This window comes from Streptomyces sp. NBC_01261 (assembly GCF_036226385.1).
Classification (GTDB): Bacteria; Actinomycetota; Actinomycetes; order Streptomycetales; family Streptomycetaceae; genus Streptomyces.
Genome location: NZ_CP108463.1, coordinates 5,840,639 through 5,867,142, shown reverse-complemented (window position 1 = coordinate 5,867,142; position 26,504 = coordinate 5,840,639). Strand labels below are relative to the sequence as shown.

The 26,504-nt window shown below is 71.2% G+C and carries 26 protein-coding genes; 16 read left to right on the top strand and 10 right to left on the bottom strand.

Translation table 11 applies throughout. From position 1 onward, the window contains the following. Window positions 1-157 precede the first annotated feature (157 nt). The gene (locus OG226_RS25890) at window positions 158-721 is read left to right on the top strand and encodes an SH3 domain-containing protein (RefSeq protein ID WP_328681180.1); all 564 of its coding nucleotides are present in this window, start codon (window positions 158-160) and stop codon (window positions 719-721) included. Between the two features lie 90 nt (window positions 722-811). Here OG226_RS25890 and OG226_RS25885 read toward each other — a convergent pair whose 3' ends face one another. After that, window positions 812-1,300 (bottom strand): hypothetical protein, encoded by a 489-nt coding sequence (locus OG226_RS25885; protein WP_328681182.1) that lies wholly within the window; start codon window positions 1,298-1,300, stop codon window positions 812-814. A 101-nt stretch (window positions 1,301-1,401) separates the two neighbouring features. Between OG226_RS25885 and OG226_RS25880 the strand changes: the two genes are divergently transcribed. From OG226_RS25880 to OG226_RS25855, 6 genes are all read left to right on the top strand, one after another. Further along, window positions 1,402-2,052, top strand: coding sequence for an NAD(P)-dependent oxidoreductase (locus tag OG226_RS25880; RefSeq protein WP_328681184.1), 651 nt, complete (start codon window positions 1,402-1,404; stop codon window positions 2,050-2,052). Between the two features lie 35 nt (window positions 2,053-2,087). Continuing rightward, complete coding sequence (locus OG226_RS25875) at window positions 2,088-3,269, top strand: PP2C family protein-serine/threonine phosphatase (RefSeq protein WP_329353514.1); 1,182 nt, start codon at window positions 2,088-2,090, stop codon at window positions 3,267-3,269. A 99-nt stretch (window positions 3,270-3,368) separates the two neighbouring features. Further along, the gene (locus OG226_RS25870; protein ID WP_329350159.1) at window positions 3,369-4,577 is read left to right on the top strand and encodes a hypothetical protein; all 1,209 of its coding nucleotides are present in this window, start codon (window positions 3,369-3,371) and stop codon (window positions 4,575-4,577) included. Window positions 4,578-4,659: 82 nt separating this feature from the next. After that, window positions 4,660-5,010 carry a hypothetical protein gene (locus OG226_RS25865; RefSeq protein WP_328681188.1) on the top strand — a complete coding sequence of 117 codons (351 nt, stop codon included), beginning with the start codon at window positions 4,660-4,662 and terminating at the stop codon, window positions 5,008-5,010. A gap of 4 nt (window positions 5,011-5,014) precedes the next feature. Further along, complete coding sequence (locus tag OG226_RS25860; RefSeq protein WP_329350158.1) at window positions 5,015-7,594, top strand: substrate-binding domain-containing protein; 2,580 nt, start codon at window positions 5,015-5,017, stop codon at window positions 7,592-7,594. Then, window positions 7,594-8,952: an extracellular solute-binding protein gene (locus OG226_RS25855; RefSeq protein ID WP_328681191.1), complete on the top strand. Its 1,359-nt coding sequence runs from the start codon at window positions 7,594-7,596 to the stop codon at window positions 8,950-8,952. The genes OG226_RS25860 and OG226_RS25855 overlap by 1 nt, the downstream gene beginning before the upstream one ends. A gap of 1 nt (window position 8,953) precedes the next feature. On the opposite strand, the gene OG226_RS25850 is transcribed toward OG226_RS25855, so the two are convergent. Continuing rightward, a complete protein-coding gene (locus tag OG226_RS25850) occupies window positions 8,954-10,195 on the bottom strand; it encodes an amidohydrolase (protein ID WP_329350157.1) in 1,242 nt (413 codons plus the stop codon). A gap of 143 nt (window positions 10,196-10,338) precedes the next feature. Here OG226_RS25850 and OG226_RS25845 point away from each other — a divergent pair, with 143 nt between their 5' ends. Continuing rightward, window positions 10,339-11,178, top strand: coding sequence for a mechanosensitive ion channel family protein (locus OG226_RS25845; RefSeq protein WP_328681195.1), 840 nt, complete (start codon window positions 10,339-10,341; stop codon window positions 11,176-11,178). A 336-nt stretch (window positions 11,179-11,514) separates the two neighbouring features. Here the strand turns inward: OG226_RS25845 and OG226_RS25840 are convergent, their stop codons facing one another. Beyond that, the gene (locus OG226_RS25840; RefSeq protein WP_328681197.1) at window positions 11,515-11,832 is read right to left on the bottom strand and encodes a DUF6401 family natural product biosynthesis protein; all 318 of its coding nucleotides are present in this window, start codon (window positions 11,830-11,832) and stop codon (window positions 11,515-11,517) included. Window positions 11,833-11,945: 113 nt separating this feature from the next. Between OG226_RS25840 and OG226_RS25835 the strand changes: the two genes are divergently transcribed. From OG226_RS25835 to OG226_RS25815, 5 genes are all read left to right on the top strand, one after another. Further along, the gene (locus tag OG226_RS25835; protein WP_328681199.1) at window positions 11,946-12,803 is read left to right on the top strand and encodes a helix-turn-helix domain-containing protein; all 858 of its coding nucleotides are present in this window, start codon (window positions 11,946-11,948) and stop codon (window positions 12,801-12,803) included. 13 nt (window positions 12,804-12,816) lie between these two features. Further along, window positions 12,817-13,008, top strand: coding sequence for a DUF397 domain-containing protein (locus tag OG226_RS25830; RefSeq protein ID WP_443066910.1), 192 nt, complete (start codon window positions 12,817-12,819; stop codon window positions 13,006-13,008). A 48-nt stretch (window positions 13,009-13,056) separates the two neighbouring features. After that, on the top strand, window positions 13,057-14,400 hold the full coding sequence (locus tag OG226_RS25825) for a helix-turn-helix domain-containing protein (protein ID WP_328681203.1): 1,344 nt from the start codon (window positions 13,057-13,059) through the stop codon (window positions 14,398-14,400). Window positions 14,401-14,545: 145 nt separating this feature from the next. Beyond that, a complete protein-coding gene (locus tag OG226_RS25820; protein ID WP_328686415.1) occupies window positions 14,546-15,505 on the top strand; it encodes a permease in 960 nt (319 codons plus the stop codon). Then, on the top strand, window positions 15,502-16,287 hold the full coding sequence (locus OG226_RS25815) for a TIGR03943 family putative permease subunit (RefSeq protein ID WP_329353512.1): 786 nt from the start codon (window positions 15,502-15,504) through the stop codon (window positions 16,285-16,287). Before OG226_RS25820 ends, OG226_RS25815 begins: the two co-directional genes overlap by 4 nt. A 12-nt stretch (window positions 16,288-16,299) precedes the next feature. Here the strand turns inward: OG226_RS25815 and OG226_RS25810 are convergent, their stop codons facing one another. Together OG226_RS25810 and OG226_RS25805 are read right to left on the bottom strand one after the other, a co-directional pair. Then, a complete protein-coding gene (locus OG226_RS25810) occupies window positions 16,300-16,686 on the bottom strand; it encodes a hypothetical protein (RefSeq protein ID WP_328686417.1) in 387 nt (128 codons plus the stop codon). A gap of 32 nt (window positions 16,687-16,718) precedes the next feature. Beyond that, on the bottom strand, window positions 16,719-17,489 hold the full coding sequence (locus tag OG226_RS25805; RefSeq protein ID WP_329350156.1) for a hypothetical protein: 771 nt from the start codon (window positions 17,487-17,489) through the stop codon (window positions 16,719-16,721). A gap of 681 nt (window positions 17,490-18,170) precedes the next feature. Between OG226_RS25805 and thrS the strand changes: the two genes are divergently transcribed. Both thrS and OG226_RS25795 read left to right on the top strand, forming a co-directional pair. Further along, entirely contained in the window at window positions 18,171-19,391 is a 1,221-nt protein-coding gene (thrS, locus tag OG226_RS25800) for a threonine--tRNA ligase (protein ID WP_328681207.1), read from the top strand. A gap of 81 nt (window positions 19,392-19,472) precedes the next feature. After that, window positions 19,473-20,432 carry a nucleoside hydrolase gene (locus tag OG226_RS25795; RefSeq protein ID WP_329350155.1) on the top strand — a complete coding sequence of 320 codons (960 nt, stop codon included), beginning with the start codon at window positions 19,473-19,475 and terminating at the stop codon, window positions 20,430-20,432. A gap of 81 nt (window positions 20,433-20,513) precedes the next feature. On the opposite strand, the gene OG226_RS25790 is transcribed toward OG226_RS25795, so the two are convergent. After that, a complete protein-coding gene (locus OG226_RS25790; protein WP_329350154.1) occupies window positions 20,514-21,467 on the bottom strand; it encodes an LAETG motif-containing sortase-dependent surface protein in 954 nt (317 codons plus the stop codon). 159 nt (window positions 21,468-21,626) lie between these two features. Here OG226_RS25790 and OG226_RS25785 point away from each other — a divergent pair, with 159 nt between their 5' ends. Further along, a complete protein-coding gene (locus OG226_RS25785) occupies window positions 21,627-23,279 on the top strand; it encodes a glycoside hydrolase family 13 protein (protein WP_328681212.1) in 1,653 nt (550 codons plus the stop codon). Between the two features lie 17 nt (window positions 23,280-23,296). On the opposite strand, the gene OG226_RS25780 is transcribed toward OG226_RS25785, so the two are convergent. The 4 genes from OG226_RS25780 to OG226_RS25765 all read right to left on the bottom strand — a co-directional run bounded on the left by OG226_RS25780 (window position 23,297) and on the right by OG226_RS25765 (window position 26,399). Beyond that, window positions 23,297-24,025 carry a DUF4142 domain-containing protein gene (locus OG226_RS25780; protein WP_328686418.1) on the bottom strand — a complete coding sequence of 243 codons (729 nt, stop codon included), beginning with the start codon at window positions 24,023-24,025 and terminating at the stop codon, window positions 23,297-23,299. A 209-nt stretch (window positions 24,026-24,234) separates the two neighbouring features. Further along, on the bottom strand, window positions 24,235-24,708 hold the full coding sequence (locus OG226_RS25775; protein WP_328681215.1) for a carboxymuconolactone decarboxylase family protein: 474 nt from the start codon (window positions 24,706-24,708) through the stop codon (window positions 24,235-24,237). A gap of 148 nt (window positions 24,709-24,856) precedes the next feature. Then, window positions 24,857-25,315: a hypothetical protein gene (locus OG226_RS25770; protein ID WP_328681217.1), complete on the bottom strand. Its 459-nt coding sequence runs from the start codon at window positions 25,313-25,315 to the stop codon at window positions 24,857-24,859. A 109-nt stretch (window positions 25,316-25,424) separates the two neighbouring features. Beyond that, window positions 25,425-26,399 carry an intradiol ring-cleavage dioxygenase gene (locus tag OG226_RS25765; protein ID WP_329350153.1) on the bottom strand — a complete coding sequence of 325 codons (975 nt, stop codon included), beginning with the start codon at window positions 26,397-26,399 and terminating at the stop codon, window positions 25,425-25,427. Between the last annotated feature and the right edge of the window lie 105 nt (window positions 26,400-26,504).

The window sequence follows — 26,504 nt, the reverse complement described above, 5'->3', positions numbered from 1 at the left end:
CGAGCGGGTTGGGGTTTTTTGACTGCATATGGGTTAGATGTCAAACCGAATGGGTGGGGGTGGCCCCGGAACCCTTGGCGGAACTGGGGAGTCCGCTCTCGGGTGGAGGCTTCACCCGAACGGGTGTTTCCTGGAGCTGGGGAGAAGGAGGCCGAACATGCGCACCACTCCGGCCCTGCGGACTCTGGCCGCGGCCCTGCTCACCGGTGGCACTCTCGCCGTCGCGGCGGCGGGCACCACGGCAGCGGCAGCACCGACCACGTACGCCGAAGGACATGGCGGTGGTGGCGGTGGCGGCAGTCCGATCTGGGGCACCATCGTGTCCCGCACGGAACTGAACGTGCGGGAGTCGCCCACCACCCACTCACCCGTCGTCGACGCGCTCTCACCCGGCAGTCAGGACCGCGTCCAATGCGTGGTCAGGGGACAGAGCGTCAACGGAAACCCCGACTGGTACTGGCTCGTCGGCGCGCAGGCCTGGGCCAGCGCCGCGTTCGTCGACACCGGCGGCCAGGGCGTGCCGTCCTGCTCGGACCCGTGTCCGGGCTGGAAGGACGGCGGAAACAACTCCAACTGGGGCGGCGACAACTCCGGCTGGAACAACGACAACAGCTCGTCCTCGTGGAGCACGTCGGCCTCCGGGTCGAGCGCCTCGGGCTCCTGGAGCTGGAGCGCCTCCGGTTCGTCGACCGGCGGCGGCATCTGGAGCTGGGCGCCCTAGAGCGGCCGTGGCGAAGGGATCGTAGCGGGAACGGATGTGGGCCCCGGCACCAATTCGGTGCCGGGGCCCACGTGTTGCTGCCGTGTCGGGTCAGCGGATGCGGTTGCCCTCTCCGTCCTCGCGTGTGTAGTAGCGGTAGAAGAAGACGAGGAAGACGGCCGCCGTGGTCGCCAGACCGATGGCCGCGGAGCGCAGCACGCTCTCGCCGGTCTGGCTGTAGAGGAAGCCGAGTGCCGCGCCCGCGAAGCCGGACTTGACCAGCGAGTGCAGTTCGCGCTTGAGCAGCGGCGCGAACCGGGCCACCGCCAGGCACAGCACGATGAACGCGAGCGCCGTGACGAAGCCGAACAGGAGGTTCCAGCCGGTGATGGGGCCACCGCTGCGACGGTTGGCCGCCGCCCAGTAGCCGTAGACGAGTCCCAGGACGACCGGGATCGCGATCTTCGCCACGCGGTGGACGCGTGCGTCGAAGATGTCGGGCAGGTTGCTGGTGAATGTGCCCCGGCCGGTCGTTCCGCTCGGGCCGCCGATGGTGCCCGGGCCGGTCATTCCGCCGGGCGTGGGTGCCGCATGAGCCATGAGAGCACTCCTCTCTCTCCCCGTACTACCAATGCACACCCCGGCGGAGGCGGTGGCAAGTCGGCGTGCGGCCTCCGTTGCAGCGTGTTTCGCTGGGGCGCATGAAGCTCGTACTCTTCGGCGCCACCGGCATGGTCGGCGGCCGGATCGCGACGGAGGCGTCGGCCCGCGGCCACCAGGTCCTGGCGGTCAGCCGCTCCGGCCGGTCGCCCGCCCCCGGGATCACCGCCGCGGCGGCCGACGCGACGGACCCGGCGAAGGTGGCCGAGGTCGCGCGCGGCGCCGACGCGGTCGCCTCCGCGTGCGCGGCGCCGCGTGACGGCAGCGACCCGCGCGGCCCCTTCCTCGCCCTGAACGAGGCGCTCGTGGCGGGCGTCCGCGCGGCCGGTGTCGGGCGGCTCCTGGTGGTCGGCGGCGCCGGCGGCCTGGAGGTCGCCCCCGGGCAGGCCCTCAGCGACCAGCCCGGCTTCCCCGAGGCCTACCTCCCGGAGGCGCGCGCCCACCGCGACGTCCTCGCCTACTACCGCGCGCTCGACGACGGCCTCGACGACGGTCTTGACTGGACGTACGTCTCCCCCGCCGCCGAGATCGCCCCCGGCGCCCGCACCGGCCGCTTCCGTGTCGACGGCGACCAGTTCATGACCGACGACGAGGGCCGCAGCTTCATCAGCGCCGAGGACTACGCGGTCGCCTTCGTCGACGAGCTGGAGCGGCCCGCCCACCCGCGCGGCCGGATGTCGGTCGCGTACTAACGGTCGTGCGCCGTCGTGGAACGGGGTTCAGGCTGGTGCGCCACGGCGACTCCGGGCGCTCCCCGCTCGACCGGCTGCCCCGCGCCGGGGACCCGGACGCGATCCGGCGGCAGCATCTGCTGCGGGTGCGCGGGCGGAGCGTCGCCTGGATACCGCCGCTGCTGGTGCTCATCAGCATCCTGGTGGTCGACTGGTGGACCGGCGGCGAGTTCCGGACCGTCTCGTGGATCGTGCTCGTGCCCGGGATCGCCGCGGCGATCTGCGGGGTGCGGGGCACGGCCGTGTTCGCGGTGCTCGGCCTCGCCACCTACGTCCTCGCCGACCACGCCTGGCCGCGCCAGTACCAGACCGGGCTGCCCGACTTCATCCTCGTCGGCGTCGGCGGCGCCCTCGCCGTCCTGGCCTGTGTGGTCCGGGTCCGCGGCGAGCGCCGCATGCTGCGGATGCGGGACGTCGCCGAGACCACCCGCCGTACGCTGCTGCGCCCGCTGCCGCCGGGCTGGGGCGGCCTCGACCACGCGGCCGTCTACCTCGCCGCGGACGCCTTCGCCCGGGTCGGCGGCGACTTCTACGACATCCAGCCCGGCCCGCACGGCACCCGCGCCCTGGTCGGTGACGTCCAGGGCAAGGGGCTCAACGCGGTGGAGGCGGCGGCGGCGCTGCTCGGCACGTTCCGCGAAGCGGGGTACCACGAGCGGGAGCTCGCGACGGTCGCCGCGCGGCTGGAGACCCGGATCCACCGGCACGGGCTGCATCTCGCCGCGCTCGACCGCGAGGACGACGACCGCATCGACCGGTTCGCGACAGCCATCCTGCTGAGCTTCCCCGTCGGCGAACCGGACACCGTCGAGGTCGTCAACTTCGGTCACGAACCCCCGCTGGTGGTCGGCCCGCACGGGGTACGGTCCCTGCCGCCAGGGCACGGACTCCCGCTGGGACTGGGCGAGTTGGCCCGCATGGACGGGCCGCCGCCGACGCTCCGGATCAGCCTCGCGCGCGGTGAGACCCTGCTCGTGGTCACCGACGGGGTGACGGAGGCGCGGGACGGGGCGGGCGTCTTCTACCCGCTCAAGTCCCGCGTCGCGGAAGGCGTTTCGGCCGGTCCGGGCATCGCGGAACCGTCCCGCCTCGTCGCCTACGTCCGTGACGGCACCCTGCGGCACAGCGGCGGGCATCTCGCCGACGACACCACGGTCTTCGCGGTACGGCGGTCCTGACATCACCCTTTGCAGCAGCAGAGGTTGGGCAGAGGTTACGGTGCTGAGGTACGAAGTGAATGACGTGATCGCTGTGTTCGACGGTTCGGGGGTGGGCGTATGCCTGGAACGGTGCTGCTGCTCGCGGCCTCGCCGGTCGGCAGGGGCCGGCTGGTGGACGCGGCCTCCGTACTCCCCGTCCTCGCGGCCGTCGACCCCGCCGTCCTGTCCGGCACGGACACCGCAAACGTTGTCGAACTCGCCGACCCGCTGGAGCCGCAGGCCGTGTTGACCCGGCTGCGGGCCGCCGCCACGGCACCGGGTCCGTTGACCGTGTTCGTCACCGGCCAGCTCCAACTCGACCGGAAACAGCACCTTCCGCACCTGGCTCTGGCCCGTACGACCCCGGCGACCGTCCGCTACACCGCGTTCCCCTGGGCCTGGTTCCGGGAGGAGTTGCGCCTGCGCGCACCCGGGACGACGACGTTGCTGCTCGACCTGCACACGGATGCGGAGACCTGGCAGTGGCTGCGGGCCCACCCACTCGACTCCGGCCGCACGAACGCGGTTTACGGTCGGGTCGCCCCGCCTCCCGCTCGGCGCAGCGTGGCTGTCCCCTCGTACATGAAGGCGGTCGCGACGATCCTGCGCAGCGGGTGGCGTCCGCCGGTGGACCAGTTGCATCAGCAGGCGGTTGGGCGGCTGGGGGCGGAGGGGTATGCGGACGTGGTGCTTGCGGCGCCGGGGAGCGTTGGGGCGGGCATCCCTGGGGGCTACGCCCCCAGACCCCCATCGGCCCTGAAGGGGCATCGTCCTCGAACTCCCCCAGAGGGGGGACCCCCAGACGGGTTGACCGATGTCGGCCTGAATCGAGACAACCCGGGCCGGCATCAGAATGCCGACCCCCATGGCGCCATCACGGATGCCGTCCAAGCCGGTCGGCACGCCGACGCCGACGCCCTCGCCGCCGAGCACGAGCAAGCCGCTGTGCGGGCGCACGGCCGGGGTTCCGAAGAAGCGCTGCACTGGATCGAAGTGCGGGCCGATCTGGCGATGTTGGCGGGGGATCCGGTGCGGAGCTGTCGGGCCTGGCTCGCGGTGGCGGGGGCTCGGCTCGCGGCGGGGCAGGCGTCTGGGACCGTTGCCGTCGAAGCCGCTGTGGATCGAGCCCATCATCAGTGGGGGCGGATTCATGATCCCGTTCCCGCCCGTGAACTCGGTCTCGCGCTGGCCGAGTTGAGGGGGCTCGTGCCGGGGCGGCGAAAGGGTGCTCTGGATCATGTGCGGAAGCAGCTGGGGCAGTTGGAGTCACAGCCGCTCACCTCGTGAAGACTCGTGAAGCTCCCCGCATCTCCCTCCCCTGGAGTCAACGGCGGTGCCATGATGGTGCGTCAGGGCTGAGGGGGATGGCGTGGCCGACCAAAGAATTCGCTTACGGCTGGACGGAACCGCGGACGCGCGTGATGTCGGCGCGCTGATGGCGTGGCTGGCGCGGGAGGAACCGCTGGAGGAGCGGGTGCGCGCGGGCGCCCTGCGGATCAGTGAGGCGCGGTCGAGCGAGATCGAGCCCGGGGCGCCGATGGGGGTCGGCTCGGAGATCGTGGTGGCGCTCGTCAGCTCGGCTGCCGCGCCTGTTTTCAACCAGCTCGTGCAGGAGATCAGACGGGCCGTCGTGGCCTGGCGGGACAACCGTCGGGAAGTCGAGCACGGAGAGCCGCCGCAGGTGGACGTGGACGTGGTGTCCTCCGACGGCAACGGGTAGCCCGGTGTCCGACTTCGACCCGCGGGGGAAGGTCAACCGGGCGCTGCTCGTCGGCGTCTCGGAGTACGACACCACCGTGCCGCCGTTCGGTGTGCCCGGTGATCTCCCGGCCGTCAAGCACAACCTGAACCTGCTGCGGGACGTGCTGCCCAGGGGCCGGGTGTTCGGCGACCACGAGGTGCGGGTGCTGCGGTCGCCGACGCTGGACGACTTCGACCGGGCGCTGCGCACCGCCGCCCAGGAGGCCGAGGGACTGCTCCTGGTGTACTTCGCCGGGCACGGCGCGATCACCGCGGCGGGGGACGAACTGTTCCTCCAGATGCGCAACGCGAGCGTGGTCGCGGGCGGCCAGGCGGTGTTCCCGGGCGCGGAGATGGTCACCACGATGCTGACCATGCTGGCCGCCGGCCGTGCCGAGCGGATCGTGGTGGTCCTCGACTGCTGCTTCGCCGGGAACGCCGGCTGGATCTGGGAGAACTTCCGCGACAAGCGCCGTGTGCTGCTCCAGCTGAGCGTGCAGGCCAACCACCGGATCGACGCGGGCGACGGCACGGGCCCGACGCCGTTCACCGAGCGGCTCGTCCGGCTCCTTGACCGCGACGGCGAGGTGCGGTTCGTCGAACTCTCCCGACAGGTGAGGGAGTTGATGCGCCGGGACGGGTACAGGACCGTGCGCGGTGACCCCTGGGAGCCGCGCGGGCGGTGGGAGCCCGAGGAGGACGTGCTGCTGTCGGCCCGGCCGGTGCGGGGGGAGCGGCCTGATCCTCCGGTGCGGAGGGCCGCCGGTCCCGAGCGCGGGCCGTCCGCGTTACGGCGGGGCCGGGACGCGCTGCTCGGCGTGCTGCGGGGGTGCGGCGGTGTCGTCGCCGGGTGGTTCGGGCGGTGGGGGACGCTGCCGCGGACCGCGACCCGGATCACCCTGGTGCTGGCCCTCGCCGCCCTGGGACTCGGGTCGTACGGCATCTACACCCTCGCCGCCGCCACGCCCTCGTGCGGTCCGCCGCTCGAACTGCGGGTGCTGACCGACCCCGATCTGGAGTCCACCGTCCGTTCGGCCGCCGACGCCTATCTCACCTCGGACGCGAACACCACCGGCGACGGCTGCCGCCGCAGCGGCATCACCGTCTACAGCGCGGGCTCCGCCGATGTCGTCACCGCGCTCCAGCGCCAGTCGGACGCCTGGCAGGAACCCAGCGGCGAGGACACCGACCCGCAGCGCGACATCGGCCCGCAGCCGGACATCTGGATCCCGGCCTCGGTCGCCGACACCGCCCGGGTGACCGCCCACCAGGACATCGACTCCGTCGTCGCGCTGACCTCGGACGCCAAGCCGCTCGCCTATTCGCCGCTGGTGCTCGCCGTGCCCAAGGGCCTTGCGGCCGAGGGAAGTTCGGGGACCGGGCTGCGGCTGAACGAACTCGTCACCGTGCTGCGCGGGCGGGCCCCGGACGCCGAAGTGAGCCGCCCCGACCCGGAGTTCACCGACGCGGCACTCCTCGCGACCATGGGGCTCTACCACGGGGCGGACGCGGGCAGCGCGGAAGGCCTGGTGCGCTCGCCGGGGCCGCCCGCGCCCACGGCCGCCGACCTGCTGTGCACGCTGCCCGACGACTCGACCGTGGACCGCCGAACCGCCGCCCTGGTCCCCGAGTTCCTGCTGAAGAGCGGGGTCGGCTGCGACCGCGCGACCCGGGTGGCCCGGGTCGCCGAGTACCCGGACGACACGGCCGGTATCGAACCGGCCTTCGTCCGCGTCGGCTGGCAGGGCGCGGACCGGGACCGGGAGGCGCGGGACACGGCGGCCGACGACTTCCACCGGTGGCTCGCCGGGAGCGGCGGCCGGGCCGTGTTCGCGGCGGACGGCTTCCGCTCGGCCGGCGGCGACCGCGACCTGCTGGACCCCCGCTCGCCCGGCACCGGCGTGGACCCCACCCCGGCGGACCTGCCGACCAGTGACGTCGAGCACCAGGCCATGGACGCCGCGCTCACCGGCTACCGCGACGCCGACGGCCCCGGCCGCGTGCTCTTCCTGATCGACGACTCCGGTTCGATGGGCGCCCTCTGGGACGGCCCGAGCGGCGGCCCCGGCCTGGTGAAGCAGTCCCTCGGCGGACTCAGCGGCCAGGACGACTACGGGGTGTGGGGCGTCTCCGGGCTGGACACCCACGCGCCGTACAAGGCGGTGCTCCCCTTCGGCCCGCACAAGCGCGACACCGCCGAGAGAGCCATCGACAAGATCAGAGTCCAGGACGCCCAGGCCGACCCGCACACCGCGCTGCTCGCCGCCCTCGACTACATGGCCGAGCGCGGCGCCGACGACGACCGGCCCCGGCTGATCGTCTACGTCACCGACGACGAGGACGACAACCGGCTCACCGGCGCGAGACTGGACGCCGTACTGACGAAGGCGCGGTCGGTGAAGGTGCCGGTGGCCATGGTGTCGCTGGTGGGCGGCGGCTGCGACAAGGGCAAGCCGGACGAGCGGATCTCCGGTGCGAGCGGCGGCCGTTGCCTGGACGCCGACACGGACCTCGGCGCGGGCCTGCACGACGAGGTCGCGCGCACCGGAACGGGGGAGGACTGATGGCCCGACGGCGGTACGCGGCACTGCTGACCCTGCTGCTGCTCGCCGGCTGCACCGGCGGCCACACCTCGGCCGGGCCGGCCGCCGACGAGGGGCCGGGCGAGATCGTGGTGGCCAGCGGCCGGGACGTCACCGGCAAGAGCGGCATCCGCGAGCAGCTCATCGACGCCTGGAACAGGCAGCAGCAGAAGGCGGGTTCGGGCTACCGGGCCCGGCTGGTCGAACTCCCCGGCAATGCCGACGAACAGCGCAGCCAGCTCCTCGGCGCCCTCCAGTCCGGGAGCGCCGACTACGACGTGGTCAACCTGGACGTCACCTGGGTACCGGAGTTCGCCGCCGCGCACCTCGTCCGCCCGCTGCCCGACGGCACGGTCGACGCCGATGTCATCAAGTCCGTCGCGGACACGGCCCGTTGGGACGGCAAGGTGTACGCGGCGCCCTTCAACAGCGATGTCGGACTGCTCTACTACCGTACCGATCTCCTGAAGAAGGCCCGCGTCTCGCAGCCCGACCTGAACCAGGGCATCAGCTGGGCCCGGCTCCAGGAACTGAGCCGCGCCGTCAAGCAGGCCCTGCCCGACGTCGCCGGCTGGACCACCCAGCTGGGCGCCTACGAGGGCCGCACGGTCAACGCGATCGAGGCGTTCGCGTCGGCGGACCCGAACTTCGAGTTGACCGACGACAACGGCCACTACGACGCCTCCGTAGGGAAGTTGACGGCCGGGATCGCCGAACTCCGCAGCCGCACCGACCCCTCGTACACCCTCCCGGACGCCTTCAAGTCCGACGAGGCCGACTCGCTCGGCGACTTCGCGGACGGCCGGACGGAGTTCCTGCGGCAGTGGCCGTACGCCTACCGCACCCTCCACCAGTCGTTCGCCGCGAACCAGCTCGGGGTCGCCCCGCTGCCGGGACGTGCGGTGCTCGGCGGGCAGAACCTCGCGGTGACCGAGTCGTCCGGGCGGGCGGCCAAGGCGGCCGAGCTGATCAAGTACCTCACCGGCAGGCAGAGCGAACGCTGCCTGCTGGACGCGGGGTTCGCGGCCACCCGCACCTCCGCCTACCAGGACAACAACGTGACCTGCGGCGTCGGCACCGCCCCGACGCCGTCCGCCTCCCCCACCGGCGAGACCACCGACCGCATGCCCCGCGACGCGGCCGGCCGCCCCGCGTACGCCCGCACCACCCTGCTCCCCGCACTGCGCAGGGCGGTTCAGCGCCCGCGCACCCCGCTCTACGGCGCGTTCACACAGACCTTCACCGCACAGCTGGGCCCCCTGTTCCGGGACGACCCGCCGAGCGACGCGACACTGGCGAAGAGGCTGGACACCGCGCTGAAGAAGGCTCTGCCCAACTGAGTCAGCCGGTAAGAAAGGCCAGCGCGCCCGACACCAGGGTCCGCACGCCCGGCGCGACGGTCACCAGGTCGGGCGCGAAGTTCGGGCTGTGGTTGCTGGGCACGGCATGGAACTTCTCCATCAGGTCCGTGCCGGGCGCCGCGTCCCACACGTCCGCCGGAGTGCTCGTCACGAACCAGTAGGAGTACGGGACGCCCTCGGGGACCAGCAGGGGAAAGTCCTCGCTGCCCGTCGCCGGGCCGGGGTCGAAGACCGTGCCCGCGCCGAGCACCTCGGTGTGCACGGCGCCGATCCGGCGGTCGGTGTCCGCGTCGTTGACCATCGTCGGGAGGCTGGTGCCGATGGTCACCTCGGGCTCGCGCGGGCAGCCCGCGGCGAGGCATTCGCCGGACGCGATACGGCGGATCGCGGCGATCATCCGCTCCCGCACGTCGTCGGACTGGGTGCGCAGGTTGAGGGAGATCCGGGCCTCGGTCGGGATGATGTTGTGCCGGGTGCCCGCCTCGATACGGCCCACGGTCAGGACGGCCGAATCGCGGGCCGCGATCTCCCGGGACACGACCGTCTGCAGGCGGGTGACCAGGTATGCGGCGGTGACGACCGGGTCGACCGTCGCCTCGGGGCGTGAGCCGTGACCGCCGAGACCGTGGACGACGATGTCGATGTCCGTCGAGGCCGACATGATCAGGCCGGGCACGTGCGGGTAGAACCCGGCCGGTCCCGGCGCCGCGTGCTGGGCGAGCAGCACGTCCGGCCGCGGGACGCGCTCGTACAGGCCGTCGGCCACCATCGCCGCCGCGCCGGAACCCGTCTCCTCCGCGGGCTGCCCCACCAGCACCAGCGTCCCCGACCAGGCGTCCCGCCCGGCGGCCAGCGCCCGCGCGGCACCGGCCAGCCAGGTCACGTGCAGGTCGTGCCCGCAGGCGTGCATCACACCGGGGACCGAGGAGGCGTACGACAGCCCGGTCTCCTCCTGCACCGGCAGCGCGTCCATGTCGGCGCGCAGCAGCACGGTCGGGCCGTCGCCGTTGCGGAGCACCGCGGCGACACCGGTGCCGCCGATGCCCTCGACGGTGTCGTAGCCCGCCTCGGTGAGGCGCTCGGCGAGCTTCGTGGCGGTGCGGTGTTCGCGGCCCGACAGCTCGGGGTGTCGGTGCAGGTCCCGGTAGAGGTCCTCCAGGTCGGGGACCGGGAGGTCGGCGGTGAGCTCCAGAGCAATGCGCGCGGCGGGGGAAGTGGTCACGGGGGCAGCGTATGCGGGCCGGATGCCACTCACCCGTACGGCCCAGCTCACGCGGCCACGCCCGCGCGGCACTGATCCACTGATGGATACGAAACAAGGGGGCCGGTAGTACCCACTAGGACCCACCGAAGGAAGTGCCGCTCATGGCTGTTCCCGAAGCCACCCTCGCCATCAACTTCACCCAGGGGCTGAACGACGCCTGGTCGAAGGTCGCGCAGTTCGTGCCGAAACTCATCGGCTTCCTGGTCATCCTGGCCATCGGCTGGTTCGTGTCGAAGATGATCGCCCGCGTCCTGGACCGGGTGCTGCGCAAGGTCGGCTCGGAGAAACTCTCCGAACGGGCCGGTACGGAACGGTACTTGAGGGACTCCAAGTACGACATGACCGGCATCGTCTGCAAGATCGTGTACTACGCGCTGATGCTGATCACCCTCCAGCTCGCGCTCGGCGTCTTCGGCTCCAACCCGGTCAGCACGATGATCAACGGCATCGTCGCCTGGCTCCCGCGCGGCATCGTCGCCGTCGTCCTGGTGGTCGTCGCGATGGCCATCGCCAACGCGGTCCGGGGCATCGTGGGCAGCGCCCTCTCGTCCATGTCGTACGGCAAGATGCTCGCGACCGTCGTCTGGGCCTGCATCATGGCGCTCGGCGTGATCGCGGCCCTCGGCCAGGCGGGCATCGCCACCTCGGTCACCCAGCCGGTGCTCTACGCGGCCCTCGCGACCGCGGCCGGCATCCTGATCGTCGGCGTCGGCGGCGGCATGATCACCCCGATGCGCCAGCGCATGGAACGCATGCTGATGGCCGCCGAGCGCGAGACCACCAACGCCCGGGGCAGCCTCACCGCCTACCAGTCGGGCCGCCAGGACGCGATGACCAACCAGCCGGTGCGCGAGCGCACGGACATGGGGACGGACATGGGCACGGACGGACGACGGGACATGCCCGGGTCGTCGGGCATGCCGGGGTCGTCAGGCATGTGACCTGCGCGGATCTGTAGAGATCCGCGGAGATCCGTGGGCAGCCCTACGGGGCCGCGTGGAGATGCAGAACCCGCGTGGCCTCGTGGGCCGGACCGGGCTCGGCCGCTTTGGCCGGGCTCGCGTTCGCCGCTCCGATCAGGGCGGCGACAGCGATGACGGCGGCGCAGAATCCTCTGACGTAACGCGCGGACATACCTACCTCGCAACGACAGTGACAGCGACGGCAACAGCAGCGACAGTAGCGAATTAAACACGCTTAATGCGTGCCTAACTTAGAGGGTCGGAGTGCGCAACGGGAAGGGCTTCAGGGCGAGTTGAGTCACCGGAAACCCTTTTTCAGTCACCGTGGCGCTGCTCGGGGAGCAGCCCGTGCCGGTGCACGAGCCAGCTGATGGCGGTCAGCCTGCACACCGCGTAGTCGTGGCCGACCGGCTCGCGCCAGTCCAGTTCCGCGAGCGCGTCCAGGAACCCGAGCGCGTAGTCCGTGAGGTCGGCGCGGTCCGGTGGCGGGGGCGAAAGATCCGGGCCGCCCGCAGCGAGGCGTTCGCGCAGTTCAGCCACGTGCTGGTCCACGGCGGCCACGAAGGCGGGCTCGAACGCGAACTCCGCGAAGCGCGGCGCGTACGAGTCGCTGATCTTGACCAAAGGGGACATTTCTCCACCGTACGTTACGAGCGTTATGGAGAGTTCGTGATTCTCATCACCCAGGCGGCGTCAAGTAGTTACTCTCGGCGACAGGCCGGTAACTACTCGGAGGTGACTGTCGCATGGTCCACGTTCGCCAACTCGACCCGAGCGCATCCCCGTTGGACTACTTCGGCTACGAATGCCGTCGTTTGAGGGAGGCGGCGGGTCTCACGCTGGAGGGCCTCGGCAAGATCCTCTACTGCACCGGCTCGCTCATCGGGCAGATCGAGACGGCCCAGAAGGTCCCGACCCGGAACTTCTCCGAACGCCTCGACGCCGCGTTCATGACGGACGGGTCCTTCACCCGCATGATCGGCATGGTTCTGCGCAGCCAACTCCCCAACTGGTTCCAGGCGTTCGCGGAGATGGAGGGGAAGGCCGCGTACATCTCCACGTATCAGTGCCAGGTGATCTACGGCCTTCTCCAGACGCCGGAGTACGCGGGCGCACTGGTGGCCGTCGAAGCACCGGAGCGCGTCGAGGAGTTGGTCGCGGCGCGCATGGAACGGCAGCGCATTCTGGACAAGGAGCAGCCGCCCGCCGTGTGGGTCGTCCTCGACGAGGCCGTGCTGTACCGCGAGGTCGGCGGCCATGAGGTCATGCGCAAGCAGCTCGCCCGTCTGGTGAGCTTTCGTGCCAACCCCTGGGTGAACATCCAGGTGATCCCATTCTCTGTGGGCGTGCACACCGGATTGTTGGGCTCCTTCACCCTTCTGCGCTTCGACGACGACCCCGACATCCACTACTCCGAGGGCTACGACCAGGGCCACATGACCGCCAACCCAGAAGTCATCAAGGAGCGTTCGGTTGGATATGCTCGCTTGCAAGCCTGCGCCCTCTCGGTGGAGGACTCAGCCGACCTGATCGCGCGCGTGATGGAGGAACGTTATGGGGACCGGCCGACAGACGTGGCGGAAGTCGAGCTACAGCAGCACTAACGGCGGTGAGTGCGTGGAGTGCGCCCCCATCGGCACGGTGGAGTGGCGCAAGTCGTCCTTCAGCAGCACCAACGGCGGTGACTGCGTAGAGGTCGCTGCCGGTGCCCCCTGCGTCGCGATCCGTGACTCCAAGAACCCCGGCGGAGCAGTTGTCACCGTCAACCGCGCCCACTTCGAGGACTTCATCAACTCGCTCTCCATGTAACTGAGTTACTGGCCAGTCCGTAAGTCGGCTTACTGGCATGATTAACGCATGGTGAGACGGGACGACCCGGAAGTCATCGGGCGCAGGGTCCAGCAGTTGCGGCACGAACGCGGGCTCACTCAGCGGCAGTTGGCCGAGCCCGCTTACACGCCCGCGTACATCTCCACGCTTGAGGCCGGCCGGGTCCGCCCCTCCGACGACGCGTTGCGCCACCTCGCCGAGCGACTCGGCGTCGCCTACGAGGAGTTGGCGACCGGCCGGCCCGCCCATCTCGCCACCGAACTCCGCCTGCGCCTGACCGAGGCCCAACGCACCCTGGCCACAGGGGAGTCGGAGGAGGCCACCGAGCAGTACGCCGACCTCCTTGAGGAAGCGGTGTCGCTGGGGCTGGCGGACGAGGAGGCCATAGCACTGCTCGGGCTCGGCGAGTGCGGCCTCGACACCGGTGACCTGACCGCCGCCCGCCTGCACTTCGAGCGCGCCGAGCAGCGACTGGCCGACGAGCCGCTCCCGGCCCGCGTCCCGGCCATCCGTGGCCGTGCGGTGGCGCACTACCTCACCGGTGAACTCCGTTACGCCGTCTACCTGTTGGAGTCCACCCTCGACGAGCTGAACCGGGGCGGCCTGCACGACCCGGATGCCCTGCTGCTGCTCTACGCGAGCGCGATCGGGCCGTACATGGACATGGGCGCGCACGCGAGGGCCGCCCAGGCGGCGGAGTTGGCGCTCGCGCTGGCGCCGCAGGTGGCGGACCCGGCGCTGCTGGCCCGTATGCACAGGTCGGTGGCGCGGACGCTGATAGCGGAGGGCAAGGTAGCGGAGGCGGACGCCTCGCTCGCCAAGGCCGCCGATCTGTACCGGCAGCTCCAGTTCCGTACCGAACTCGCCAACTGCCACTGGATGCGCGGCTACGTCTACGCCCAGGACGGCGAACTGGAGCGCGCCGAGGTCGAGTTGAGACAGGCGCTGGCCATGCTGACGGCGAAGCGCGCGGCCCTCTACAGCAGTCAGGTCGCCGTCGAGCTGGCCGACGTACTCCACAAGCGCGGCAAGTCCGACGAGGCCGCCGCCCTCCTCCACGACGTCCTCAGCGACCTCAGCTCCGAACGCGGCGCCCTGCACTCCGCCGCCGCGCACCGCCTCCTGGGCATCATCGCCGAGGACTCCCGGGACACGGACGCGGCCGAGGAGCACTACGTCCGCGCCCTCAGCCTGCTGGAACGCGCGGGCGCGGCCGGCGACCTGGCCGACCTGTGCCGGATGCTCGGCGACCTGCTGCGCCGTACCGGCCGGGTGGAGGCGGCCCTCGACGCCTACCGCACGGGCCTGGGCCACCGCACCGCCCCCGGCACGACGACCCTGGGCCCGGCCCCCGCACAGCCTCCTCTTTGACAAATAGGGGATACCGCACAGCGCCGACGGTTACCGTGCGACGGACGAGTCGTAGCCGTAGTGGTGTGAAACGGGATGAGACAGGCGCGTGCGGGTGCAGAACGAACGGACCGTGGTCGACGGCCTGCGCCTGGCCGTACGCGCCATGGTCTACGCGGTCCTGGGCGGCGCGGCGCTCATAGCCATCGCCACGGTGGTCTCGGTCCTCGGCCCGATGGTGGCGATGGACCTCTACACCCCGGCCGTGGCGGCCTGGTGGACGGTCTTCACGGCGGTCGCCGTCCAGGGCGTCCCCTTCCTGCTGCTGGGCACGGTGGTGTCGGCGGCGATCGGAGCGTTCGTCCCGGAACGGGTGTTCACCCGCCTCCTCCCCCGCAACCAGGCGCTGGCGGTCCCGATCGCGGGCGCGGCGGGGGTGGTCCTGCCCGGCTGCGAATGCGCGTCGGTACCGGTGGCGAGCAGCCTGATGCGACGGGGGGTGGCCCCGGCGGCGGCGCTGGCCTTCCTGCTGTCGGCCCCCGCGATCAACCCAGTGGTCCTGGTGGCGACGTCGATCGCGTTCCCGAACCAGCCGAAGATGGTGCTGGCCCGCCTGGTCGCGTCGCTGGCGACGGCGGTGGTGATGGGCTGGCTCTGGGCGAGATTCGGCAAGGAGGAGTGGCTGCGCCTCCCGAAGCGCACGCAGGCTGCCGCCACTTCCCCGATCGGCGTGAAGGCGTTCGTGGCAGGCCTGCAACACGACTTCCTGCACGCGGGCGGCTTCCTGGTCCTCGGCGCGGGGGCGGCGGCAACGTTCAACATCGCCGTACCGCGCTCGGTCCTGGCCGTCTTCACGGGTTCGTCCTGGCTGTCGCTCCTCCTGCTGGCGTTCCTCGCGGTCGTCCTGTGCGTGTGCAGCGAGGCGGACGCCTTCGTGGCGGCCTCGCTGAGCGGCTTCTCCCCGGCGGCGAGACTGGCGTTCATGGTGGTGGGCCCGATGGTCGACCTGAAGCTGATCGCCCTCCAGGCAGGCACCTTCGGCCGCGCCTTCGCCTTCCGCTTCTCCTCGACGACCTGGCTGGTGGCGGTGGTCAGCAGCACGCTGGTGGGTTGGTGGTTGCTGTGAGGCGCTACGGCTCGGCGGTCCTGCTGCTGCTGACGGGCGGCGCGGTCCTACGGATCTCCCTCTTCAGCGAGCTGTATCTGCGGTACGTGCAGGCGGCGTTGAGGCCGTACCTCGTCATGTCCGGGGTGCTGCTGATGCTGCTGGGGGTCGCGGCGGCGGTCAGGGGCATGCGGCAGAGGGACCAGGAGGAGCACGGGGAGGAGGACGAGGAGGACGAGGAGGGTGAGGAGGGCGAGGAAGCGGAAAACACCCACAGCCACTCCCACTCCCACTCCCACGGCGGCCCCCGTATCGCCTGGCTGTTGACGCTCCCGGCCCTGGCCCTGCTGCTCTTCCCGCCCCCGGCGCTGGGTTCGTACAGCGCGTCCAGGGAGGAGGCCCAACGGGCGGCACAGGGCACAGGCACCTTCTCGGCGCTGCCCGCCGGGAACCCGCTGGACATCTCGGTCGCCCAGTACAGCTCCCGCGCGATCTACGACACCGGCCACTCCCTCAAGGGCCGCACCCTCCGCATGACCGGCTTCGTCACCCACGGCTCCAACGGCACCTGGTACCTCACCCGCCTCCTCGTCACCTGCTGCGCGGCCGACGCCACGATCAGCAAGGTCGAGATCCGCGGCGACGAGGCGGACGGCGCCCCGCAGACCGACAGCTGGGTCACGGCCACGGGCGTATGGGTACCCAAGGGCAAGCTGGGGACGGACGGGGCGTGGCCGCCGATCCTCAAGGCGACGGTGGTCAAGCAGGTGAAGGAACCGGCGGACCCGTACGACAAGCGTTGAGGCCGACTCGGTTCAGGAGGCTCGCTTGTCCTCGACGTGGACGACATGGAGTTCGGTGCCGTCCCGATGGCGCTTGGCACGTCCGAGCAGTCCGACGGCGATCTCCGACTGATCGCCGGGCTCGTCAGGACCGACGTAGGTGAGGACATCGTTGTGGTGCCCGGTCACGACCCATCCCTCGGCGTCTTCGAGGTCGATCACTCCGAAGTCCCCGGCCGAGGATCCGGCGTGAACCGGGCCGAACTTCTTCAGAAGCTCGGTGGCCTGTTCGGCGAGGTCTCCCTCCGGAGCGGTCAGCACGACACACGTGCCGCGCTCGAACAGCACCCACGACTTGCGAGGGTCGGCGAGAAGCCGCTGCCAGACGTCTATGAGTATCTCGGTGTCCACGGCGGTCATCTTGCCGCAGAGCACTGACACAGGTCCGGTTCCTAGATCTGTACCCGCCCCTGCTTCTGCACATCCGTGAGTCGTTGTGCGCCGATCTGGAGCCCCTGCTGCATCGCGTCCACCGGCACGTTCCCCAGGCCGCCGTTGGTGACGGTGATCGTGTCGTCGCCGATGCGGACGGCGGCGGTGTCGAGGGTGAGGGTGGACCGGTCGCCCTCGGGGGTGGTGCCGGTGAGGGTGAGGTGGAGGCCCTCGCGGGCGTCGCCGACGGTGGGGAGGGTGGCTTCCGTGACCGTCACGGTCTGGGTGCCGGAGCGGGTGGTCGTGGCCGTGAAGTTCGCGCACTTCTGGGGGAGGGTGCGGAGCCAGTCCAGGGTGCGGTTCACGTCTGCCTGGGGGAACGCGGCGACCTGGTAACGGAGTTGGGCCTCGTCGTCGGTGTCGTCCAGAGTGGTCACCGCCTGGGTGGTGGCGGGGGTGCCGAGGAGTTCGTCGGCGTAGAGGGCGTCCAGGAGACGTTGGCAGTCGGGGACGTTCGTCTTCGCCTTCAGCAGGGTGTCCCGCCAGGTCGCCGTGCCCTGGGTCGGGGTCCAGGGGGCGCCCAGGTCCGCGTCCGTGATCAGCGCGGCCTGTGCCTGGGCCGGGGTGAGGACGGGGGCGGCGGCCGGGGAGGCATGGGTGGCTGGGGTCGTCCGCACGGCCGAGGGGGAGGGCGCGGTCGTCACCGTGTGCAGGATGGCCTCGTTCGCGCAGCCGGCCACGGTCAGCAGTGTGCCCGCGGCGAGGAGGATCAGGGCCGGGGTGCGGGTCATCGAGGGTCCCTCCTGGGACGGGGTGCCGGATCGTTCCCCCAACGGCACCATCGCCCAGGCCTGCTCACCAGCGCGCCGGGCCGTCCGGGTGAGTGGGGGTGCGGGGGTTGTGGATCGGGTGCGGGCCCGGTGGGGGCCGGTCGCGCAGTTCCCCGCGCCCCTAAAAGACGGGGGGCGTCGGTTGTGGGGCGGGTGCCGGCCCGGTGGGAGCCGGTCGCGCAGTTCCCCGCGCCCCTAAAAACTGGGTGTCTGCACCGAGGCCGACTCCAGCGCCCGCCCCCAAAGACAGGGCATCAGCGCTGAGGCCAACCCGCGCGCCAACCCCCTAGGGGCGCGGGGAACTGCGCGACCAGCCCCTACGGCGCCGCACCCGAAAAACCACCGGGGGTTGGCGCTGAAGTCGGCCTACGGGTTGACGCCCTGCCTTTAAGGGGCGCGGGGAACTGCGCGACCGGCCCCCACCGGCCCGCAGCCGAAAATCGATGGCCGGAGTTTTCGTGCGGCTGCTAGCGTCCGCCGTGTGAAGCGCGCCAAGCCGTTCCCGTCCTTCTGGACGACGACGCCGGAGACTGTCCCGGCGCGCTGACCGCTGAACCGAGTCGAAGCCCCGGGGCGAGTGCCCCGGGGCTTCGTCGTCGCCGGATTCCTCGCCCCGCCAGCCGCAAAGCGAGGAACCCCGCCATGTACGACCACCGCCGCCTCGGCCGCGAACTCGACCTCTTCGACACCGACCCCCTGATGGGCGCGGGCCTGCCGTACTGGCTCCCCGACGGCGCGACCGTACGCCACGAACTGGAGGAGTACGTAAGGGAGTTGGAGCGCTCCGCCGGGTACAGGCACGTGTACTCGCCCGTGCTCGGCAAGCGCGAGCTGTACGAGATCTCCGGTCACTGGTCGCACTACAGCGAGGACATGTTCCCGCCGATGAAACTCGGCGGCGAGGAGGTCGTACTGCGGCCCAGTCTCTGTCCGCATCACGCCCTCATCTACCGGTCCCGCTCACACAGTTACCGCGAACTACCCCTCCGCATCGCCGAGTTGGGCGGCATGTACCGCTCCGAACTCTCCGGCGTCCTCGGCGGCCTCACCCGCGTCCGCGCCATCCAGCTCAACGACGCCCACATCTTCTGCACCCTGGACCAGGCCGTGGAGGAGGCCCGCACCGCCCTGAACCTCATCACCCGCGCCTACGCGGACCTCGGCATCCGCGCCTCCCGTCATCGGCTCTCACTGCCGGGGGACGGCGCCAAGTACGTTGCGGATCCGGCCCTTTGGCGGCGGGCCACCGCGATGCTGAAGGAGGTCCTCGACACCTCCGGCGTCGTCCACGAGTCCGCCGAGGGCGAGGCCGCGTTCTACGGCCCGAAGATCGACGTCCAGATCGCGGACGCGGCCGGCCGCGAGGCCACCCTCTCCACCGTCCAGATCGACTTCCACCAGCCCGAACGCTTCGACCTGCACTACATCGGCGCCGACGGCGCGAAACACCGGCCGGTGATGGTGCACCGCAGCGTCATCGGGAGCATGGAACGGGCGGTGGCGCACCTGGTGGAGGAGCACGGCGGGGCGTTCCCGGCGTGGCTGGCGCCGGTGCAGCTGGCGGTGCTGCCGGTGTCGGAGGCGCAGGCGGAGCAGGCGTACGACCTCGTCCGACGAGCCCAACAGCGAGGCCTGCGCGCCGAGTTGGCCGCCCCCGACCAGGGCACCCTCGGTGCCCGCATCCGAGCCGCGCGACTCGTCCCGTACCAAGCCGTGATCGGCGAACGGGAAGCCGCCGACGACCTGGTCGCCGTACGCCTGCGGGACGGCCGGCGCATCGAGCCGCTGGCGCCCGCCGAACTCCTGCACCGCATCGGCGCGCGGGTCGAGGCTCGCGGCACCGCACTGTGGGCGGATGCGTAAGGTCACCTTGAACGACCTTGAGCTGTCCTGAACTGCTCGAACTGCCTTGATCCGCCGCACCGTCCCCGAGAGGAGCCTGCCGTGACCGGTCAGCCCATCCCCGTGATCATCGACTGCGACACGGGGGTCGACGACGCCCTGGCGCTGCTGTTCGCCGTCCGCCACCCGGGCCTGGACCTGCGCGCGGTCACCTGTGTCGCCGGGAACACCGACGTCGACCAGGTCGTACGGAACACGCTGATCGTCCTGGACCACGCCGGTGCCGGTGACATCCCGGTCGCGCGGGGTGCGGCCCGGCCGCTGATCGAGCCGGCGCGTTCGGCGGCGCACGTCCACGGGCAGGACGGCATGGGCGACATGGGGCTGCCCGACTCCGCACGTACGCCGGTCGACGTGGACGCGGTGACCCTGCTGCGCCGCGAGATCCTGGCGTCGCCGAGCCCGGTCACGCTCATCCCGACGGCACCCCTGACGAACATCGCGCTGCTGCTGCGTACGTTCCCTGAGGTCACCCACAACATCGAGCGGATCGTGTTCATGGGCGGCGCGGTGGCCGTCGGGAACGCCACGCCGGTCGCGGAGTTCAACGTCTGGCACGACCCGGAGGCGGCCGCGATCCTGCTCACCGCCGGGGTGCCGATCACGATGTACGGGCTGGACGTGTTCGAGCGGGTGCAGGTTCCGGCCGCCGATGTGCGGCGGCTGCGGGGGAGTTCGGAGCCCCGGCTGAAGCTCGCCGGCGACCTCCTCGCCCACCGCGATCCGGCCGCCTCCGGCGACCCCACCCCCACCGGCGGCCTCGGCGACGCGGGCGCGGTCTGCGCGGTCGCCGACCCGGGCGGCCTCACCACCCGCCTCCTCCCGGTCGAGGTCTCCCTCGCCCCGGGGCCGAGCCGAGGACAGACGATCGTCGACCGGCGTCCGCGCCACGGCGAGTCCGAGATCCATGACGGCGCTCGCGAACAGGCCCTGGTGGACGTGGGGTTGGACGTGGATGTGGAGCGGTACGTGAAGCTGTGGCTGGAGACGGTCGAGGCGTAGGACGGTAGGTGGGGGTACGGCGGACGCCGGGCCGGGATCTTGTCCCGGCCCGGCGTCCTGCTTACCGCATGCTCTCGCGGGTTACGACTGGGAAGCCCGCCGGCGGCGCGTCGCGACCACGATCGCCGCCCCGCCCGCCATCAGGACCGCCGCCCCGCCGACCAGCGCGCCGGTGTTGCTGCCGCCGCCGGTCTCCGCGAGGTCGCCGCCACCGCCGCCGTTGGGCGAGGGGGCCGCCGCCGGAGTGGTCGACTCGGAGTCGGCCGGGGTCGGGGTCGGGGTCGGGGTGGAGGACTCCGGGGTGGACTCGGAGGCGCTCGGGGTCGGGGTCGAGGAGTGCGAGGCCGGCGGGGTGGACGCCGGGACCGACGGCGGGACCGAGGCCGGGGCCGACGGGGTCGGGGGCTGGGACTCGGTGCTCGTGCAGTCCTTCGTGCCGCCGTTCCAGGCCGCGATCAGCTTGTCCTTGATGACCGTGTGGTCGGGGCCCTTGGGCAGGTCGCCGTGGACGAGGCCGTCGCCGGCGTCGGGGTTGCCGTCGAACTTGACCGCGCCGCGGTAGAGGTCGATCTGCGCGAAGCAGCCCTCGTCCGGCACCGCGATGTCGAGCGAGTCGGTCTGGCCCTTCTTCACGGTCACCGTGTCGAAGTCGACGAAGACCTGCCGGCCGGAGGTGGCGAAGGTCGGGCCGTGGGCGATGTACGAGGCGAGCGAGGCGGTGCAGGTGGAGGCGTCGCCGGCGGTGCGGACCTTGATGTGGATCTTGCCGTCGTCGGTGGGCTTCAGGTTCTGGTCGTCGACCTTGACGGAGGGGAAGAAGTCCGTGCCGTTCAGCGAGAACTGGCAGCCCTCGGTCTCAGTGACCGTGCCGGCGCCGGAGCCGGGCCGGTAGTGGCCACCGGACTCCCAGCCGTCACCGCCACCGCCGTGCGCCCAGGCGCCGGAGGCACCGCCGACGGATGCCGCGGCGAGGGCGAGGGAGGCGGCGCCCGTCCCCAACAGGCGACGCACAGTGACACGACTCGCTATGGACATACTTATCCCATCTTGGCCTGACAAGGAGTGGAGGGGTTGAGCAGCGAAGGAAACACCGGGCCCATTGGTCACATGCGCCACAGCGTGTGCACATCGTGGGTCCACCGGAAGTTGACTGTCAACTTCCGCCAGCGCAGCGGGAATTCATAAGGAGACCACGTGACCGACCTGTCCTCCCGTGACCCGGACTGGTGGCGGCAAGCCGTCGTCTACCAGGTCTATCCGCGCAGTTTCGCCGACGCCGACGGCGACGGACTCGGGGACCTCAAGGGCATCACCCAGCGCCTCGGTCACCTCGCCGCCCTCGGCGTCGACGCGCTCTGGCTCAGCCCGTTCTACCCGTCCGAACTCGCCGACGGCGGCTACGACGTCGGCGACTACCGTGACGTGGACCCGCGCCTGGGCACGCTCGACGACTTCGGCGCGATGGTCGCCGAGGCCCACCGGCTGGGCCTGAAGGTCATGGTCGACATCGTGCCCAACCACACCTCCCGGCTGCACAGTTGGTTCCAGGAGGCACTCGCCGCCCCGCCCGGTTCCGCCGCCCGCGACCGCTACGTCTTCCGGGACGGACGGGGTGCGGACGGTCAACTCCCGCCCACCGACTGGCCGTCGGTGTTCGGCGGCAGCGCGTGGAAGCAACTCCCCGACGGACAGTGGTACTTGCACCTCTTCACGCCCGAACAGCCCGACCTGAACTGGGACAACGAGGAGGTGCGGGAGGACTTCCGCACCACGCTCCGCTTCTGGTCCGACCGGGGCGTCGACGGCTTCCGCGTCGACGTCGCCCACGCGCTCGCAAAGGACCTCACCGAGCCGCTCCGCGACGTGGGCCCCCTCGCGGCGAACTCCGAGGACGTCCTCGACTCGATCCCGCCGGGCAGCCACCCCTACTACGACCGCGACGAGGTCCACGAGATCTACCGCGACTGGCGGCGTACGGTCCTCGACACCTACACCCCGCCCCGCATGGCGGTCGCCGAGGCCTGGGTACCGGCCGCCCGCCGCGCCCTGTACGCCCGCCCGGACGAACTCGGCCAGGCCTTCAACTTCGAGTACCTGGAGGCCGGTTGGGACGCGGCCGAACTCCGCGGGGTGATCACCGGCTCGCTCGCCACGGCCCGCGCGGCAGGCGCCTCGGCGACCTGGGTGCTGTCCAACCACGACGTCGTACGACATGCCTCGCGCCTGATGCTGCCCCCGGGCACGGACCCGAACACCTGGCTCCTGTCGAACGGCCGCACCCCGCCGGTCGATACGGCGGCAGGCCTGCGCAGGGCCCGCGCCGCGACCTTGCTGATGCTGGCGCTGCCCGGTTCGTCGTACGTCTACCAGGGCGAGGAACTCGGCCTGCCCGAGGTCGCCGACCTGCCCGTCGAGGCACTCCAGGACCCGATCTGGGAACAGCAGGGCCACACCCACAAGGGCCGCGACGGCTGCCGGGTACCCCTGCCGTGGACCTCGGCCGGTCCGTCCTACGGCTTCGGGTCGGGGCCCGCGTGGCTGCCGCAGCCGGCGAGCTTCGCGTCGTACGCCGTCGAGGCACAGGACGGGACCGAGGGCTCGACCCTGGAGCTCTACCGCACGGCATTGCGGCTGCGCCGCAAGCTGCTCGAAGGGGAGTCGCTGACCTGGGCTCCGGACAGTCAACCCGGAGTGCTGCACTTCACGCGCTCCGCGGGCTGGCGGTGTGTCACCAACCTGTCGGACGTGCCGGTCGCCCTGCCGCCGGGGGAGGTGCTGCTGAGCAGCGAACCGGCGGCAGGGGGTGGTGAGTTGGGGCCTGACACGACCGTGTGGCTGGGGGCGTAGCGCGCTCGGTGGCGCACTCACCCCACGGTCGGGGTCTGGGTGGAGCTGGGTGACGCCTCGCCCGGCAGGACCGGCGGCTGGGTGGTGCTGTTCACCGGCGGGGTGAGCACCACCTCCGGCTGACCGGCGGCCGGGGGCGGCGGGGTCAGGTCCACGGCCGGCAGCTTCGGCGGGGTCGTCTCCTGGAAGAGGACCTGGCTGAAGTTGACCAGTCCGGTGTCCTCCATCACCGTGATGTGGTCCAGGACCGTCGCGTTGGCCTGGTTGGCCAGGATCCGCACCAGGGTGTTCTCGGTGGTCCCGCGGATCTTCGCGATGGTGGCGAAGATCGAACCGTGCGTGACCCGCAGGATGTTGGCGAAGTCCGTGTCGAACTGCTTGCCGCTGTCGCCGGTCAGGGTGTTGATGAACCCCTGCTGCTGCGGGCTGGGCTGGTTCGGGATCGTGATGTTGAGCATGGGCGCGATCTTGCGGACCGTGGAGTCCAGCGCCGCGTGCCCGTCGATGAGGTGCTTGCTCGCGGTGATGACCGCCGGGCTCGCCCCCTTCTTCAGTCCTATCTGGCCGACGGGGTACTCCCACAACCCTGCCGCGCGCACCTTGACCACGAAGTCGCGGTCCGCCTCGGTCAGCGGCCCCCACTGCGTGTTGGCGATCACGCGTGCGGGCGCGCTGGAGACCGTGGTCACGCCCAGCATTGCCGGATAGGCCATGGCGACGAGGGTCAGGCTGAGGGCACCGCCCACAACCATCGTTCCCGTCGCGTTCCGCGAAAAGCGCACCGTACCTCCTGTGTCATGGACCGCCCGTCGGCGGTACGGACAGTCAGGAATACGGATCGGGGCCGCGCCCGAAGTCTTTTGTTTTGGCAAAGCCGGAGTGGGGCGTGTCACAAGTGGTGGGAGGCGGGTCCGGTTGCCGTGCCCCGGGACGCGGCGCTGGTGCCCGGCTCGGGTCAGGCGAACCGGCCGGGCTGGTAGTCGCCCGCGGGCATCGTGAGCATGACGTTCATGCGGTTGAAGCTGTTGATGAGGGCGATCAGCGAGACGAGCGCCATGAGCTGCTCCTCGTCGTGGTGCTTGGCGGCGGTCGCCCACACCTCGTCCGAGACCCCGCCGGCCGCGTCCGCGATACGGGTCCCTTCCTCGGCCAGCTCCAGCGCGGCCCGCTCCGCGTCGCTGAACACGGTCGCCTCCCGCCACACGGCGACGAGGTTGAGCCGTACCGACGTCTCCCCCGCGGCGACCGCGTCCTTCGTGTGCATGTCGGTGCAGAACCCGCACCCGTTGATCTGGCTCGCCCGGATCTTCACGAGTTCCTGCGTGGCCCGGGGCAGTGTCGAGTCCTCGATGACCTTGCCCGCGGCGACGAAGTGCTTCAGGGCCTTGCCGGCGAGCGGACTGGCGAAGGCGTTCAGTCGGGCACTCATGGTGAGCTCCTCTGTTCTGTCGTGGCTGGTGACTACACAGCACTGACGGAACGGGCCCCCAGGAATGTGACAGCCCTGAATGTGAGCCGGCTCTCGTTCAGGCCCGCGGACGCCGCTCGTGGCCGCCGCAGCTGAACCTTCCCAACCCTCAAACCGCTACGGCTGCCACCCCCAACGCCGCCCGCGCCGTGGCGATATGGGCGAGGCCCTCCTTCGCCACCCGCGACGCCTTGGCGTACTCGTCCGCCGTGTGGGCCGCGGAGAGCTGGACACCGGCCGCCCGGTGGCACTCGGCGGCGTCGGTCAGCGCCCGGGTCGCCGTCTCGCCGGCGCCCGCCCAGATCCTCGCCTCGGGGACCGACAGGCTCGCGCCGAGTCGTAGGACCCAGCCGCTGGCCTCGACCTCCGCGTCCAGGTCGGACAGGTCGGAGTCGCCGCGCGCCCGGTGCGGGCGACGCTGTACGACGACGGCGGACGCCGCCCCGGCGATCAACAGCAGTGCGAGCAGCACGACGTATCCCATCGCTTCCTCCAGGCCTTCACGGTGCACGGGCCGGGCGGATCCGACCCCGTACGTCCATGACACGCCCTGCCTCTGTGCGGGCACGTCGATATTCCTGTGCGTCCGCTGCGAGGTTTCCATGGCGGTGAGCCGGAAGGGGTGCGGGAGGCGTGGGAGGCGTACGGGGTCGGGATGAGGCCGTGCGTCCGTCAGGTCAGCTCGCCGAAGCCGACGGCGACGCGGAAGCCGACGGACCCGGGCCGCCCGGACCCCCGCCGCCCTCCCCGTCGTTCGTCTCGTCCGGCGCCACGCCCAGCGTCAGCCGCCCCCGCACGCCCCGCCCGATGTGCCGCCTGTCGTACTGGAGGTAGAGCAGGCCGCCCTCGTGGCCGTTCTGGGGGTAGATCCCGTCCTCGGTGAGTGTCGTGCGGGTCGCCGTGTTCGAGTCGTACGGCTCCAGGACCGACGTCGCGACGACCGACTTCTCGTCGAAGAACAGCTGGCCGGTGTGGCAGGTGTGGCCGCCCTCGTAGCCCGCGTCCGTCCACTCGCCGTCGACGTGGACCTTGACGTGGATGTGGACGCAACGGCCCTGGTACCAACCCGGGAACACCGTCTTGAAGGTGACCTGGCCGTGGCGGTCCGTGTGCCAGGTGCCGCGCAGGAAGCGGTCGTCGTCGGTCGGTTCCTGGTGTCCGCCGCCACCGCCGGGCGGAGGACCACCCGTCGGGGTGCCGGTCGGGGTGCCCGAGGGCGGTGCGCCGGTGGGGGCGGGGCCGCCACCGCCGGTCGACTCGTAGCCCGAGTAGACGCCCGTCGCGTTGCAGTGCCAGATGTCCACGGCCGCGTTCCGCAGCGGTCTGCAGGTGTCCGCGTCGATCACCTTGAGGTCGAGGGTGAGCGGGATGCCCTCCTGGTCCTCGGTCACATCGCGGCGGATCTTGTCGGCGTCGATGTAGTACGGGCCCTCGGTCAGCTCGGAGGTGAGCGTGTAGCACGCCTCCCCCGAGGCGGTCGCTTTCGGCGGCTGCGGACGCGGGGCGTTCTCCTGCGCCGAGGCGTTCACCGACAGCGCTCCGGCGACGCCCACCGCCGTCACGGCCACACCGCCGGCCACCAGGACCGTACGGCGTGCCAACTGGCCCTTGTCCGCCGGGACTTCGGAGTCCGTGGGGGGCTGAGAATCCATGGGGGGTACTCGGGAATCCGTCATGCCGGGGACGCTAGGGGCGCCCGACATGGCATGAACATGAGAATGCGCTGTGAATCCCGTGCGTATACGAAAGGGGCTCGA

Excerpts from the sequence above, each read along its gene's own strand:
- thrS (WP_328681207.1), top strand. The coding sequence starts at position 18,171 with ATGTACGACCACCGCCGCCTCGGCCGCGAACTCGACCTCTTCGACACC.
- OG226_RS25855 (WP_328681191.1), top strand. The coding sequence starts at position 7,594 with ATGGCCCGACGGCGGTACGCGGCACTGCTGACCCTGCTGCTGCTCGCC.
- OG226_RS25810 (WP_328686417.1), bottom strand. The coding sequence starts at position 16,686 with ATGACCGCCGTGGACACCGAGATACTCATAGACGTCTGGCAGCGGCTT.
- OG226_RS25840 (WP_328681197.1), bottom strand. The coding sequence starts at position 11,832 with ATGTCCCCTTTGGTCAAGATCAGCGACTCGTACGCGCCGCGCTTCGCG.
- OG226_RS25825 (WP_328681203.1), top strand. The coding sequence starts at position 13,057 with ATGGTGAGACGGGACGACCCGGAAGTCATCGGGCGCAGGGTCCAGCAG.
- OG226_RS25805 (WP_329350156.1), bottom strand. The coding sequence starts at position 17,489 with ATGACCCGCACCCCGGCCCTGATCCTCCTCGCCGCGGGCACACTGCTG.
- OG226_RS25885 (WP_328681182.1), bottom strand. The coding sequence starts at position 1,300 with ATGGCTCATGCGGCACCCACGCCCGGCGGAATGACCGGCCCGGGCACC.
- OG226_RS25845 (WP_328681195.1), top strand. The coding sequence starts at position 10,339 with ATGGCTGTTCCCGAAGCCACCCTCGCCATCAACTTCACCCAGGGGCTG.
- OG226_RS25835 (WP_328681199.1), top strand. The coding sequence starts at position 11,946 with ATGGTCCACGTTCGCCAACTCGACCCGAGCGCATCCCCGTTGGACTAC.
- OG226_RS25765 (WP_329350153.1), bottom strand. The coding sequence starts at position 26,399 with ATGGATTCTCAGCCCCCCACGGACTCCGAAGTCCCGGCGGACAAGGGC.
- OG226_RS25870 (WP_329350159.1), top strand. The coding sequence starts at position 3,369 with ATGCCTGGAACGGTGCTGCTGCTCGCGGCCTCGCCGGTCGGCAGGGGC.
- OG226_RS25890 (WP_328681180.1), top strand. The coding sequence starts at position 158 with ATGCGCACCACTCCGGCCCTGCGGACTCTGGCCGCGGCCCTGCTCACC.
- OG226_RS25775 (WP_328681215.1), bottom strand. The coding sequence starts at position 24,708 with ATGAGTGCCCGACTGAACGCCTTCGCCAGTCCGCTCGCCGGCAAGGCC.
- OG226_RS25820 (WP_328686415.1), top strand. The coding sequence starts at position 14,546 with ATGGTCTACGCGGTCCTGGGCGGCGCGGCGCTCATAGCCATCGCCACG.
- OG226_RS25790 (WP_329350154.1), bottom strand. The coding sequence starts at position 21,467 with ATGTCCATAGCGAGTCGTGTCACTGTGCGTCGCCTGTTGGGGACGGGC.
- OG226_RS25880 (WP_328681184.1), top strand. The coding sequence starts at position 1,402 with ATGAAGCTCGTACTCTTCGGCGCCACCGGCATGGTCGGCGGCCGGATC.